The following is a 15,564-nucleotide window of genomic DNA, read 5'->3' as shown; positions in this document are numbered from 1 at the left end:
CGAATAATGCCTAAACGTACGGATATTAAAAGCATCTTAATTATTGGTGCTGGCCCGATTGTGATTGGACAGGCATGTGAGTTTGACTACTCAGGTGCTCAAGCGTGTAAAGCACTTCGTGAAGAAGGCTATCGTGTTATTTTGGTTAACTCTAATCCAGCAACCATCATGACAGATCCTTCAATGGCTGATGCAACTTACATTGAGCCGATTACTTGGCAAACAGTTGCACAGATTATTGAAAAAGAACGTCCAGATGCAGTATTGCCAACTATGGGTGGTCAAACTGCATTGAACTGTGCCCTCGCACTTGATGAGCACGGTGTTCTTGCTAAATATAATGTTGAACTCATTGGCGCAAGCAAAGAAGCGATTGAGAAAGCTGAAGATCGTAAACTCTTCGATATCGCTATGCGTAAAATTGGCTTGGAATGTCCAAAAGCTGCCATTGCTGAAACAATGGAAGAAGCTTTAACAATCCAGTCAGGCTTTGGTTTTCCAGTCATTATCCGTCCATCATTTACAATGGGTGGTTCGGGCGGTGGTATTGCATATAACCGCGAAGAATTCCTTGAGATTTGTGAACGTGGTTTTGACCTCTCTCCTACTCACCAGTTATTGATTGATGAATCTTTAATTGGCTGGAAAGAATACGAAATGGAAGTTGTTCGTGATAAAAACGACAACTGTATTATCGTATGTGCGATCGAAAACTTCGATCCAATGGGTGTTCACACGGGTGACTCAATTACCGTTGCTCCTGCTCAGACATTAACAGACAAAGAATATCAATTGATGCGTAATGCTTCGGTTGCAGTTCTTCGAGAAATTGGTGTTGAAACAGGTGGTTCTAACGTTCAGTTCGGTATTAACCCGAAAGATGGACGTATGGTTGTCATTGAGATGAACCCTCGTGTATCACGTTCATCTGCTCTTGCTTCTAAAGCAACAGGTTTCCCAATCGCAAAAATCGCAGCAAAACTTGCTGTTGGTTATACTCTTGATGAATTGAAAAATGACATCACTGGTGGCGTGACTCCTGCAAGCTTCGAACCATCGATTGACTATGTTGTAACGAAGATTCCTCGTTTTAACTTCGAGAAATTCCCACAAGCAGAACCTGTATTAACCACTCAGATGAAATCTGTTGGTGAAGTCATGGCTATTGGCCGTAACTTCCAGGAATCTGTACAAAAAGCATTACGTGGTCTTGAAGTTGGTGTAAGCGGTTTTGATGAAAAAATCGAAGCTGGTGCAACAAATGCAAAAGAAACCATTTTAAAAGAGCTTAAAGTTCCAGGCCCTGAGCGTATCTGGTATGTAGCAGATGCTTTCCGTCATGGTTTCTCTTTAGATGAAGTCTTTGAAGCAACCAAAATTGACCGTTGGTTCCTCATCCAAATTCAAGACATCGTTAAAACTGAAGCTGAAGTAAAATCTTTAGGTTTTGGTGACTTAAACGCTGACAATATCCGTGCTTTCAAACGCAAAGGTTTATCTGACCTGCGTATTGCTGACCTCATGGGTATTTCACAAAAGCAATTCCGTAAACAACGTTGGAATTTGGGTGTTTACCCAGTTTACAAACGTGTTGATACATGTGCTGCCGAGTTTGAATCTGGTACTGCATATATGTATTCAACTTACGATGAAGAGTGTGAAGCAAACCCATCAAATCGTGACAAGATCATGGTTATTGGTGGTGGTCCAAACCGTATTGGTCAAGGTATTGAATTTGACTACTGCTGTGTACATGCTGCATTAGCAATGCGTGAAGATGGTTATGAAACAATCATGGTTAACTGTAACCCTGAAACTGTTTCTACTGACTACGACACATCAGATCGTTTGTACTTCGAACCTGTAACACTTGAAGATGTACTTGAAATTGTACGGACTGAGAAGCCAAAAGGTGTGATCGTACAGTACGGTGGTCAAACACCTCTTAAATTGGCACGTGCTTTAGAAGAAGCAGGTACACCAATTATTGGTACATCACCAGATGCAATTGACCGTGCAGAAGACCGTGAACGTTTCCAACAAATGATTCAACGTTTACAGCTTCGTCAACCCAACAACAGCATTGTAAAATCTGCTGAAGAAGGTATCTCTGAAGCTGCGAAAGTAGGTTATCCGTTAGTTGTTCGCCCATCTTATGTATTAGGTGGTCGTGCAATGGAAATCGTATATAACGAAGAAGAGCTTAAACGTTACCTTCGTGAAGCAGTTCAAGCATCTAACGAAGCCCCTGTTCTTCTTGACCGTTTCCTTGATGATGCAACTGAAGTTGATGTTGACTGTGTATCTGACGGTAAAGACGTTGTGATCGGCGGTATCATGCAGCACATCGAACAAGCAGGTATTCACTCAGGTGACTCTGCATGTTCAATTCCTCCTTATTCTTTATCTAAAGAAATTCAGGATGAAATGCGTCGTCAAACTGTTGCGATGGCAAAAGAACTTGGTGTGGTTGGTTTGATGAACGTACAGTTCGCAGTTAAAGGCGAAGATGTGTATGTTCTTGAAGTTAACCCACGTGCTTCACGTACAGTTCCATTTGTATCGAAATGTATTGGTGATTCTTTAGCAAAAGTAGCTGCACGTTGTATGGCTGGTCAATCGCTTGAATCTCAAGGATTTACTAAAGAAATCATTCCAAAACACTTTGCTGTGAAAGAAGCTGTTTTCCCATTCGCTAAATTCCAAGGCGTAGATCCAATGCTTGGACCTGAGATGAAATCTACAGGTGAAGTAATGGGTGTTGGTAAAACATTTGGTGAAGCATTCTATAAAGCTGTTTTAGGCTCAAATGATCGCTTACCTGGTTTACCAACCGAAGGCGAAGTCAAAAATGCTTTCTTATCAGTACGTGAATCTGACAAGAAATATATTGCTGATATCGCTAAGAAATTAGCTGCATATGGCTTCAAGCTTCTTGCAACAGGTGGTACATACAAAGTTCTTAAAGAAGCAGGTTTAGAGTGTGAATCTGTGAATAAAGTAACTGAAGGTCGTCCACATATTGTTGACCGCTTGAAAAATGGTGAAATACACCTTATTGTCAATACAACTGAAGGTAAACAGGCTCAATATGACTCTGCAATGATTCGTCGTGCTGCCCTACAAGGCAAAGTGTATTACACAACGACTATCAATGGTGCAGAAGCTGTTTGCCAAGCTTTTGATGTGAAATTGCCAATGGATGTATACCGCTTGCAAGATTTAACTGTAGGTTAATTTGTTACCGATAAGTCCCGTCACCTTATCGGTGGCGGGATTTTTTCATTTTTTTTAACTGTGTTTTCTCAAATTAAGAGGGACCAAAATGCAACGCTATCCAATGACCCCTGAAGGTAAAATTGCCTTAGAGAAAGAATTACAACATTTAAAATCTGTTGAACGTCCACGTATTATTCAAGCCATTGCAGAAGCACGTGAACATGGTGACTTAAAGGAAAATGCTGAATATCATGCGGCGCGTGAACAGCAAGGTTTCTGTGAAGGTCGTATTCAGGATATCGAAGGTAAATTAGGCGCTGCTCAAGAAATTGATGTTAAAACACTTGAGCAAAATGGCCGTGTTGTTTTTGGTGTGACAGTAACGATTGAAAATCTAGATACTGAAGAACGTAAAACTTATAAGATTGTTGGCGATGACGAAGCAGATTTTAAAATTAATAAAATCTCGGTGAACTCACCAATCGCACGTGGTCTTTTGAGTAAGAGTGAAGGCGATGAAGTGAAAATCGTGACTCCTCAAGGCGAAGTCGAATATGAAGTCGTAAGTGTAGAATATCTCTAAGATAATGCACAACTAGCCCCTCTTTATGAGGGGTTTTTATTCAATACCATTGATATATTTTTGGGAAGTCACACATGGATAACTCTTTAATTAACACTCCAGTTCGTCATTGGTGTGAATTTGAATTTATCCATAAAACTGTTAAAAACCCGAATATCCATATTAAAGGTAATTACTCATATTACTCAGCCTATTGGGATCAAGGTTTTGAACGTTGTGTCGTCCGCTATTTACATGACAAAGCCTCGACACCTGACAAACCGATTGATCAACTTCATATTGGTAATTTTGTTTGTTTTGGCGCTGAATGCGTCATTATGATGGGTGGTAACCAACTTCATAGACAAGATTGGATTTCGACTTTTCCTTTTGATACCCGTAGCTTTTTAGCAGCTGGTGATACTGTAATTGCCGATGGGTGCTGGATTGGTAGCCGTGCAATGATTATGCAAGGGGTCAATCTTGGTGAAGGTGCAGTGGTTGCAACTGGAGCTGTGGTAACTAAAGATGTTCCACCCTATGCAATTGTAGGTGGTGTACCTGCAAAAATTATTAAATATCGTTTCCCTCAAGAACAAATCGAAAAATTGCTTGCTTTAAAACTATATGATTTAGATGAGAAGCAAATTTTAAAAATACGTGAATATTTACAGACTGAAGATATAGATGCGTTATCTACACATATGGAAAATTTACGGAATCTATAAAAAATATATCTACAAAAATTTGTTGTTATAAAATCACAAATGATTACGTGCTTGAATTTAAATCGTCAAAAAATAAGTATAAAGTATTGAATAAATAAGCATCATTACAATAAGGAAAATACTCATGTTATATCAACATATTCTTGTCCCAATTGACGGTTCTGAAACTTCTATGATTGCCATGAAAGAGGCAATTAAACTGGGAAAAGCGTTAAATAGCAAAATTACGGTTGTGCAAGTTATGGCTCTTGATCCGTTTATTGCTGACGCCTACGTAAAAACCGGTCAAACGAATGAGTTAATTGAACGAACAAGAACCTATTTACTCGACATTTTAGAACACGCAAAACAAGAGTTTGCCGATGAAGGCATTACTGTCGAAACCAAATTACTTGAAGGTTTTGTTGTCCATGAAGAAATTATTCAAGCCGCTCAAGATTTAAATGCAGATCTTATTGTCATGGGTTCTCATGGCCGTACAGGGGTCCGAAAACTTGTACTTGGTAGCGTTGCACAAAAAGTCTTAGGCGAAAGTCATATTCCTGTTTTAATTGTTCGATAACTTTCATATTGCCTATTTTGTTAACTCTAATAATTTAGGCAATGATTTTTAAATAAATAACCTTTTTAGTCCCTTTAAGGCTGCCAAGCAAATTGCTTTAAGTTTACTTTACCATTTAACAAATAGATTCCTTCAGCTTCTAGCTTTAACTGTTGAACATTTTCACCTTTTTCATTAAATTTGCTTAGGCTAATTTTGCCTTGAGAATTAATAACCCGATACCAAGGGACTTGATGATCCGCTTCAAGATGTTTCAAAACATAGCCCACTAATCTCGCATGTGTAGGTAACCCTGCCATTCGAGCCACTTGCCCATAAGTTACGACTTTTCCGTAAGGAATCAAAGTAATGACTTCTAAAATCTGCCGATGTAGTTCATACTGAGTTGTCAAAATGGACTCCATAAAAATTGACATAATTCATATCATATAAAAAAATTTGACTAAAACTAAATGCAATCCAAGGTGGGCTTGAGGGAAATCTGCATGAAAAAAACATTATTAGTGATTACTGGGACTTTACTGTGCGTTTCTTGCACTACTCGCCCCCCTATTCCTTCGGGAGAAGTACCTAAAGTATCTACAGATGGTCGTCCTATCGTTCCTGTTACTTTCGTTTTTACTACTAATTCTCCAGAAGCTACAAAGTTTGATAATCATCATCAAATGCGTAAAGAAATCAAAATATTAAATAAATATTATGTAGATGATAAAAATAACAAGATTTTTAAGTTCAAATTACACCGTTATATCCCTTACGAAGAGTTTTCAAAATTACATTGCGATTTAAAACAACAGATTAACCAGCCCTACCCAATTACGACTGAGACCATTCCTGCCAGTGTAAACACCTGTTTTCCTAAAAGAACTGCCAGCAAGGAAGTCATCGTTTTTATTTATGATGCCTATTCAACCAAATGGAAATTTGAAGATGTAACGAGTAGAGCATTTCGCAATAATGGTAAACCTTTTGTTTTATTAGACTGGAATCGCCTTAATTATAATATTCAGGCTGGCAGCGTACACGAAATGGGGCATGTATTTGGACTAAAACATGTCTGTGCACCGAATGCCACAAAGCGCACACCAACCAACATCATGGCGAGCGCTGAATGTAAACGTGGCAGCGGTGGACTTAGAAATTTAGGTTTTACACCAGTCCAACTTCAAACAATTTTAGAAAATTACCAACGTTACCCATAAAGATTTTAAAAACTCAGTTCGAGATAAAAACCTAAATCATCTTGGGCTACATAATAATTTTCAGGGGTCAGTAATGAAGTCATATAACTGCTGGCCTCTGAAAAGTCGCCCTCATTGACTGGATACGGCTGCCAAAATGTTTTCAAATTATTGGTATAAATTGGATATAAACGCAGTCGATCTTTTGACAAATCTAGCCGTGCTATACATCCATACGGCAAAGCGTTTTGCTCTGTATATTCACCATTGCTATTAAAAACTGCATTGCCAATACCAAATACCACAGGCTTCTGATGAATAACTTTAATTGGTTGGATGGTATGAGCACCATGACCGATAACAAGGTCGGCACCTGCTTGAGTCAAAATATCAGCAAGCTTGTTCTGTTCCTTTGTAATAGGCTTAAAATCGATGCCCCAATGGCAAATAACAATAATTTTATGCTCTGGGTGAGTCAGTTTATAGCGAGCAATTTGTTCAAGTAAAACTCCATTTAAACACGCGACTCCACTCTTATGAGCTAAGGCATAAAAATCATAATCTAGATAGGCTGTATCTCTGTGCCAATAGCCGTTAAAAATAGCGTAATGCTTGTTATTAAAAGTGATTTCAAAATGGCTATGAGCATCTTTTTGATTTGTCCCTGCCCCAATATAAGAAATATTACCCTGATCAAATTGTTGTAATGTATAGACTAATCCGCGATCTCCGTAATCTTTTAAATGGTTATTCGCCAGTACCACATGGTTAAGGTGAATATTTTTGAACTCTGCTAATGTTTGTTCGGCATCAGCTTTAAGAATAAATGACTTTTTATGTACTAAAGGAGATTGGTTTTCTAAAGAAAAGACTGCTTCAAAATTAGCGATATTTACGTCATGTTTCCCTAAAAAAGCTTTTATTTTTTCAAAGGAATAACTATATCCATATTGTTGTAGAGCATCTGTCTGCCCTCTAGCATTACGTTTTTCGGTGTAGATTTCCCCAAAGTAGGTATCACCTAAAATGTTAATAATGCCGCTTTGGGTAAAGCAAACTTTAGGTTTTACAGTCTGTGCTTGAAAACAATGATAATAAGGAATTAAGTGCTCAGCACGATGAATATCATCTAAGAATAAAAAGAAACCGATGGTCTGGTTTTCTTCAAAGAACGTTAGATAAATTTTTCTAAATGAATTGGTAAGATATAAGACCTCTACTACATTCTGTGCCATTAATGGCGTCTGAGGAAGATAAGACTTTCCTTTAAAATTCAGCTCTTTTATAAAGAATAGTTTTCTGATTTCAGCTAGATGGCTATAAATATTTCTAACTAATAAAAACAAATATTTTAACTGGTTCTGTGTATTTTCTTTTTTCAAATTTAAATTATAGGTAGCAGCTCTTTTTGACAAAATCAAATAGGCTTGCTCATGTGTACCGCAAAGCATATTGCTTAAAGCATCTTTTACATCTGCTGCTTGAGTAAAAATTAGCAACTGCAATAGTTCAATGAAGGTGTAATGTTCCGAGGGCTTTAAGCCTAGATTTTGCTGACCTAGTTGCTCAGATAGGTGTTCAGGCACAACATAGCCATCTTGAGCTTGTACACTTTTTTGCTGAAATTGTTCTAATGCGTAGTCGATTAGCAGTAGTGTTGAAATATCATCGTCAAATTCGAATTGCCATAAAGCTTCCTCAAAACTTGTAGTGTCGATATGTGCTAATAGCTTGATCTCAACGGGTTGATACTTCATGGCTCATCACCTTTGTAGTCTTTAACGTAAGCGATGTAACCCGATAAGTTGTGTTCTTGGTCATCAATCCGTACTCGAAAACGGTCATGACGAATATAAAATGCATGTAAAATTTTATCTGGCCGAGCCATATACATTGCCATTTCCGGATAAAAAAATCCTGTAGTTTGAAAATCAGCTCTAAACTCAATTAGCTTTTTAAGCTCAGGCATATACGCCTGCTCAAAAAGTGCTGTACGCCCCTGCTCTTTTAAACGGTTCACCATTTTATAAGCAGCCATTAGCATTTCTAATAAAGTTGCATATGTTGTTTTTCGATTTTTAATAAAAATAAAATGTTTTAAATAGTTATTTAAACCAAAAATAAAATATTTATCTTCGGGGCATATTTTAGTGAGTTCATTTGTACAATAACTTAACCAATGATCATGATATTTTTCATATCTCTTTTCAATAAAACACTCAAACATTAATTTAACAGTTTCTAATAATCTAGAATCTTGGTTAATTTGATATAAACGTAATAATGCTAAAGCAGCTTCACCATCATAATAAATGATTCTAAATCTTTCTTTTAAATCATAATCTGGATAATTTAATACATGAGTTGTTGAGCCATTTGAATCTATCAATTTTAAAATACCATTTGCGAGTTTCTCTGCATATTTTTGATAATCACTTTTCTGAGTAATTTCTTGATATTTCGTTAACATTAAAATAGCGGCTGCATTAGCACCCAATTTGATTTCGAACTCCCCTTCTTTACCATCAATCATAAAGGCTGTTTCTGAGTCTTTTTCTTTATAAAAGTTGGTCAGTGCATAGTGAATGGCAGCATGTATTTTGGGCCAATATTCTGGCTTGCTCTGCACTTCAAAAGTTTCTAGTAAGGCATACACTGAGGTACAGTGGCGCACCGTATTATAGTTACGAATATCACGATCATAGGCAGAAAAATAGCCATATATAAATTTGCCATTTTCTTGAATCTGGTCATGCAGAAATGCCGAATTTTGTTCAATTAGATGCTGAAAATGCTGTTTTTTATTGCTTGAAACTCCTCTAATTCCATTTACATCATAACCACTCGCTAAGTTAATAAATTCCTCATTTTCATAAAATGCTGCGTAGGTATCAAAAGTCCAAATGTCTTGCAGTTCTTGTAATTTAATCTGTGGTTTTGGAACGTTATATTTTTGCTTAACGGCATAATTTAGATTTGTTCCATCAAAAAAGTTTGGTTTGTCGTAGCTCAAGCCTCGAATGATTGCTTTTCCATAAATCTCTTGCTCAAGAAAAGCTACTGAACAGTGTTCATTAAAACCAATGCCTTTACGGTAGTGGTTGTTATGAAATTGATGGTGAACCTGCTGCTCTACTTCCTTCCAAGCTTGTTTGGTTAAGTTATATGCCACATCAATTTTTATATATTCAGCCAACGGTGGCTGTACAAATTGGCCATTAATAAAATCTAATAGTTGTTTTTTAGCCTGCTCTAAATTTGTTTTCTCACTGTGCCAAACGCTACATCTCCGATCTTTAGGACCATAAGATAAAAATAAAATAATATCCTGTTTAAGACTCGGAACGTGCTGAACAACTTGTTCTAACCAAAGGTTCATTTGTCTTTGGAATTTTAAAAATGCCGTCACTCGAATTTAGTCCTTATTCGTTAATTGTTGTTCTATAAAATTTTCAATACATCATAGCACGGACAAGTTAAAAGCTAAGTTAACGTATTGTTTAAACATAAAAAAAGAGCCCGAAGGCTCTTTTTTTTATTTGGTTAATTATCTATTAATAGATAATTTGACCATTATTAAGTAACTCTGCCTCAGTAGTAGAAACACCTTGCAAGACTAACAATGTCGTAAAGTTATTTGTAGGTAAAATTAGTCCAGTTAACCCATCACGGTCAATTTGGATTGTTGTATTACCACCACTTACAGTGACATTTAGATACTCTCCAATATTGGCGTCTGTTTGGGCTCCATCGAGTAATCCTCTGATATCAATCAGATCAGCCTGTTTATCTGTAGCAACATTACCCACATGGAAGTCAGTCCAACTATCTACACCGTTACCACCAGTATTACCACCATTGCCTATAGCAACGTTATTTAACACTTGGTAAATCACAGTGTCTGAACCAGTACCTGTAGTGAATGTATCATTCGCAGAAGTACTAGAATAAAGTAGATTGTAATCAGGATGTGTCAAATCAATCGTTAATGTTGATTGAGATTCAACCCCACCAGTTACAGACACAATCTTATAGTTAATACTATCTGTAGACGCCAAATGTGTAGTTATAGTCACATCATTTGGACGATACTCATATTCACCATTTGATTGCATAATCAATAGACCGTTACCAGTATTGATTGTTTGTCCAACTGCATCAACATACGCACTTTGAGCATTATCCCAAACTTGGAGTTTAGCTCCCTCATGAGATAGTATGCCTGTATCCGCTACTCCACCGATGTTGTCTCCTGCTAATACATTTCCACTGATCCAATCTGAACGATAAGTATCTAGATGAACTGTAGTCGTAGAAACATTCGTATCTAGTGAAGTCGCTCCAAGTGAAACACCTGTTAACGTATATTGTACGCGGTAGGTACCTGCAGCTAAATGCTCAACAGCATCTTGGAATGCAACACTACCAGCTTGAATAGTTGCCACACTTCCTAGAGCAGTTTGAGAACCTGAGTAAGTTGTATTCACCCACGCTGTACCATTCCAGCTTTGGATCACATAACTTACTGTCGGTAATAAGCTTGCTAAAGGTTGCGCTGTATAAACCGCTGATAAATCAATATTAGCAACTGTTCCAGCTCCTACTACAAACTGATCAGAGAACACCGAATTAGAACCGATGAGATTTACAGAAACTACAGGGCTTACCACATCTACCGGTAGATCCTCAGCATTTGAGAAATCTGTAGTTGTTATAACGTGGTCAGGATTAGCAGTTAACTGTACTACTCCATCATTTGCTGGGTTAGCAGCATCCCATACGATAGTTACATCAGGCGAACCAACTTGAACATGTAATGTCGCTGTATCAGTTGCTCCTGTTAATACATCACGGATTGTGTAAGTGAATGAATCCACTTTACCAATTGCACTTGTATCAGTTGTATTTGGTGTATAGGTGTAATGGCCATTTGTAGAAATCACCAATGTACCGTATGCACCGTTTATAACTGTATCTGTTCCAACAGTTTGTGGTAACGCACCTACAACCTCAGAAGTTACAGTTGAAACCTGTGTAGTTAAGGTCGTTACATCATCAGTCAACACATTACCATCTGCAACTACAGCTGTATTGGTAGGAGCAACTGTATAATTGAAGTCATCTTTCACTACACTCATTGTACCTAGAATACCTACACCCAATCCGGTGTAAACCATAAATGCTCGGTATTCACCTTGACCTAAGTCTGGAACAGTTACACCGATACCACCGCTTCCTAATAAACCAATATTAAGTAAACCGGTACTCGAACCACCATCAATATTATGCCAAGTGCCATCAGCACCTTTTTGTTGCAAGACAACTTTATAGTCATTAAACAACGATAGTGAAAGCAATGGAGCATATGCGAATGTCACATCTGCCTCATGTCCAGAGGCAATCGTAAATCCAACATTTGGAGTTCCTAACAAGGAAACATTTAAGTTTTCTGTAATGCCTATCAGTGCTAAATAAGTTGCAGAACCGACAGCTACACCAAGGTCGCCTTGAGGCACGATATCTACAGCAGCAGAAGCCACATTATCGATTGCATCTACAGGAGTAATTGTGATGTCAGCAGGTTGTGATGGGTCACTTGTATTCCAAGTCATATCAACAGCGTCGCTATCAATATGGAGATACAAGGTCGCTTGCGATGTATTTAGACCATCTGACAAGGTGTAAGTAAACTGATCAACTTGTCCAAGACTTGTTGCATCGCCATTTGGTTGATAACTGTAATTACCATTAGCGTAGATTGACAATGTACCGTGGTCACCAATAATGGTTGTTACACCTGTAGCATTAACCGCATGTGCTGTGCCATTAAAGTCAACGCTAGTTACTGTACTGAAACCAGAAGCAGTATCTGCGTGTCCATTTAGACCAACATCATGGATAACGTTACCTTCAGCGACTTGTGTACTGTAGCCTGTGATATTTGTCGCATCAAATACATCTTTTTGAACTGACAATGTACCTAGTAGACTAATTCCGACACCACCGCCTGCATAAGTCATATAAGCTCTATATTGACCAGCAGCTAGACCTTCCAATGTCACCGAATTTCCACCAAAGGCGGCAAGACTGAGTAAGTCAGCATCTCCAGTACCATTTACAGCTACCCATTGGTTAGTTGCAGTATCGAATTTCTGAACTACAAGCACGTAATCAGCTAATAAACTCGCACTGATAAGCGCACTGTAGTTAAACGTTATATCATTTAAAGTCGCATCAGTCAGAGTAAAGTTGACGCTTTGTCCACCTGCCTGGAAGTCAAAATTATCAGTCAATGATAATAATGCTAGATAAGTGGTACTGCCTACAGCTACATCGTTGCCAATTTGCAGATACTCAGGGTTAATTACTGCAACAGCAAGGTCATCAACCGCAATCACTGGTGTGTTATTGCCAATGGTGAAGTCTAGGCTTGCACTAATATTACCGCCCAGAGGATCAGACAATGTATAAGTGAAGTGATCAACTTGGCCTAGGTTTGCATTCGTATTAGTCGGCGTATAGATGTAATCACCATTCGCGAATATTTGAAGCGTACCGTATTGACCTTGAATAATTGTGCCAGTATTTGGATCAACATTCGTAGTCACACCGTTCACGGTAACTGAATCAACGATTGTGAAACCAGTTACAGTATCAGCATTTGTACCTACGCCAAGACCAGTAATGATATTGCCTTCTGTTGCTAAACCAGTAAAGTCAATTTGATTTGGATCATAGACATCCATCGTACCAGTTAAGGTACCTAGGATACTCTTACCATATAGACCGTTGTAGGTCATAAAGGCACGGTATTGACCTTCATCAAGTCCTTCAACAACTACCCCTGGTGTTGCGTTCACACCTATACCCAATACGCTTAGATTCAGTAAAGAAGCTTCACTGCTACCAGTAATAGACTCCCAACTGTTTGTTACAGTATTGAATTTTTGAACTACGAGTTGGTAATCACCAAGCGCGCCTTCATTGATTAAACTGCTGTATTTAAAGGTTGCAGTACCATTTTCACCAGCACCTACATTGAAGTTCACAGTACTATTCACGAATGGTAAAGGAGCTTGTAGATTGATACCGGCCAACGATAACAATGCAAGATAAGTTGCACTACCCAATGCTCTGTCATCTTCGATGAGATGAGGCTCAGCAGCAATTGCAGCATTTACTGCATCATCAACTGCTGTAATCGTTACAGTAGCAGGTTGCGATGGATCAGCTGCATTCCAATTCATATCCACAACTTTACTATCTAGATGTACATAGAATGTTGCTTGTGAAGTTGTATTAGAAGCTGGGTCTAACAAGGTGTAGGTAAATTGATCAACTTGACCTAAACCAGCACTATCCGCATTTGGCGTGTAAGTATAATCACCATTTGCATAGATGAGTAAAGTACCGTGAGTGCCGATAATTTCAGTTGGAGATGCACCAACGGCAATACCATTAACTTCGCTGATAATGCTGTTAGGTGTAGCAATATCAACATCACCATTTGTATTTGGATCAGAGATTAGGTTGCCATGAGCTGCTACAACATCGTAACCAGTAATAACTGCAGGGTTATAAATATCTACACTGCCGTTTAATGTTACAGCTACTGCTCCACCTACCAAACCATTGAATGATAAGAATGCTCTATATTCACCCTCTGTAAGTCCACCTATTTGTGCAGTTGGTGTAGAACCAAGTAGGGTCAAGTTCAGTAATGAACGATCACCTGTACCATTCACAGCTTCCCATTGTCCTGTCACATCATTGTATTTTTGCAACACAACATTGTAGTCACCTAAGGCAGATGCACCAATCAAGCTATTGAAGCTAAATGTTGCAACACCTTCCTGACCAGCAGCAACATTAAAGTCAACTGTATCTACAGTGAGTAATTGTAAGTCAACAATGTTTCCAACATTCAATAGAACGCCATAGAATGCTGAATCAGTCTCTGTACCCACCAATTGATATTGTGGATTGAGTTCAACCTCAACAAGGTTATCAGCTGCACGAATCGAATCAAACACGATATTAAGATTAGCTTGTCCTGTTGCTCCTGTTACTGAGTCAGTTAACGTGTAGGTGAATACATCAGTTTGACCTACACCAGAACCATCTGCATTTGGTACATAAACATAACTACCATCTTGATAGAAAGTAATTGTTCCGTAAGTACCTGCAAATGTTTCTCCATCAGCATCAATCGGATGACCATTCACTGAGGAAACATAAGTATTGGCAGTTACTTGATCGACTTCACCTGTTGTTGGATCTGGATCAGTAATCACGTTACCTTCGGCATTACCAATTTCATATCCACCTGCTACAGACAAATCATAATCATCCATAGTCGCAAAAAGAGTACCTAACACGCCAATTCCTAACAATCCATCGTAGGCTAAGAAGGCACGGTATTGACCAGCATCTAAACCATCAAGGACTGCACCAGGAACATTTCCTGTGCCGATACCTAACAAGTGCAAGCTAATTAAGGATGAACCCGCATCACCGTGTATAGATTCCCATTGGTTAGTGGTTGTATTGAACTTTTGAACTACTAACTGGTAATCAGAAAGTACAGCTGCGTCGATTAAGCCACTATATTGGAAAGTTACATCGCCTTCATGACCAGCAGCGACAGTAAATCCTAGAGAATTACCACCCAGTTGAAGGTCTAAACCTGCTACAGAGGTAAGTACTAAATAAGAAGTACTGCCTAGACTTACATCATCGCCCACAAGAGATGGTTGCGGACTAAGAACTGCATGATCAGTGTTGTCAAAGGCAGTAATAGAACCTGCAAGAGTATAAGTTTGTGTATCTTGAAGAGTACTACTATTACCACCAAGGTCTGTGAAGGTAGCTTTAGCATCAACAGTTAAATCTGTATCTGCTGCAAGGCCACTACCAGCTACATCAACAGTCCAAAGACCCGTTGCTGCATCCACGGCTGCAGTATAGTCAACACCATTTACAGTCACCACAACACCTGTTGTGACCGCATCTGTAGGAATGTTGGTTAACGTACCCGTTAAGGTCACAGTTCCGCCAGCTTCGATGGCATCTAGGATGTTATCAGCAGTAACTGGGTCAATTGCTAACACAGTTGTAGTGATATCTGGTGGAGTAACATCGAGTGTTACTGTTACATCTGCATCAGCTGCATCGACGTTACCTTGTGCATCTACAGCCTCAGCATGAATCACAATCTGGCCAGTCACAGGATCTGCCGCTGTTGCCGCAAGAGTTGCTGTGATAAAGCCGTTGGTAATATCCGCTGCTGTTACGGTGTAGTTAGTACCGTTA

9 protein-coding genes are annotated in these 15,564 nt (G+C 38.6%); 5 read left to right on the top strand and 4 right to left on the bottom strand.

Features of this window, described 5'->3' with window-relative positions:
- Positions 1-6 precede the first annotated feature (6 nt).
- The 4 genes from carB (at position 7) to FY048_RS00030 (ending at position 5,071) form a co-directional block, all read left to right on the top strand.
- Positions 7-3,237 carry a carbamoyl-phosphate synthase large subunit gene (carB, locus tag FY048_RS00045; protein WP_016137257.1) on the top strand — a complete coding sequence of 1,077 codons (3,231 nt, stop codon included), beginning with the start codon at positions 7-9 and terminating at the stop codon, positions 3,235-3,237.
- Between the two features lie 88 nt (positions 3,238-3,325).
- Complete coding sequence (gene greA, locus FY048_RS00040) at positions 3,326-3,802, top strand: transcription elongation factor GreA (protein WP_016137256.1); 477 nt, start codon at positions 3,326-3,328, stop codon at positions 3,800-3,802.
- 74 nt (positions 3,803-3,876) lie between these two features.
- The gene (locus FY048_RS00035) at positions 3,877-4,509 is read left to right on the top strand and encodes a CatB-related O-acetyltransferase (RefSeq protein ID WP_446089688.1); all 633 of its coding nucleotides are present in this window, start codon (positions 3,877-3,879) and stop codon (positions 4,507-4,509) included.
- A 124-nt stretch (positions 4,510-4,633) separates the two neighbouring features.
- Positions 4,634-5,071, top strand: coding sequence for a universal stress protein (locus FY048_RS00030; RefSeq protein ID WP_446089687.1), 438 nt, complete (start codon positions 4,634-4,636; stop codon positions 5,069-5,071).
- Between the two features lie 74 nt (positions 5,072-5,145).
- Here the strand turns inward: FY048_RS00030 and FY048_RS00025 are convergent, their stop codons facing one another.
- Positions 5,146-5,475 carry an MGMT family protein gene (locus FY048_RS00025; protein ID WP_446090273.1) on the bottom strand — a complete coding sequence of 110 codons (330 nt, stop codon included), beginning with the start codon at positions 5,473-5,475 and terminating at the stop codon, positions 5,146-5,148.
- Between the two features lie 81 nt (positions 5,476-5,556).
- Between FY048_RS00025 and FY048_RS00020 the strand changes: the two genes are divergently transcribed.
- On the top strand, positions 5,557-6,273 hold the full coding sequence (locus FY048_RS00020; RefSeq protein ID WP_446089686.1) for a metalloprotease: 717 nt from the start codon (positions 5,557-5,559) through the stop codon (positions 6,271-6,273).
- Positions 6,274-6,278: 5 nt separating this feature from the next.
- Here the strand turns inward: FY048_RS00020 and FY048_RS00015 are convergent, their stop codons facing one another.
- From FY048_RS00015 to FY048_RS00005, 3 genes are all read right to left on the bottom strand, one after another.
- The gene (locus tag FY048_RS00015) at positions 6,279-8,009 is read right to left on the bottom strand and encodes a CapA family protein (RefSeq protein ID WP_446089685.1); all 1,731 of its coding nucleotides are present in this window, start codon (positions 8,007-8,009) and stop codon (positions 6,279-6,281) included.
- On the bottom strand, positions 8,006-9,661 hold the full coding sequence (locus tag FY048_RS00010; protein WP_446089684.1) for a poly alpha-glucosyltransferase: 1,656 nt from the start codon (positions 9,659-9,661) through the stop codon (positions 8,006-8,008). Before FY048_RS00010 ends, FY048_RS00015 begins: the two co-directional genes overlap by 4 nt.
- 145 nt (positions 9,662-9,806) lie before the next feature.
- Positions 9,807-15,564, bottom strand: a 5,758-nt coding sequence (locus FY048_RS00005) for a BapA/Bap/LapF family large adhesin (RefSeq protein WP_446089683.1), incomplete at its 5' end; no start/stop codon positions are given.

The organism is Acinetobacter sp. 1124_18A, from assembly GCF_052824995.1.
This window is presented reverse-complemented; position numbering and strand designations above follow the sequence as displayed.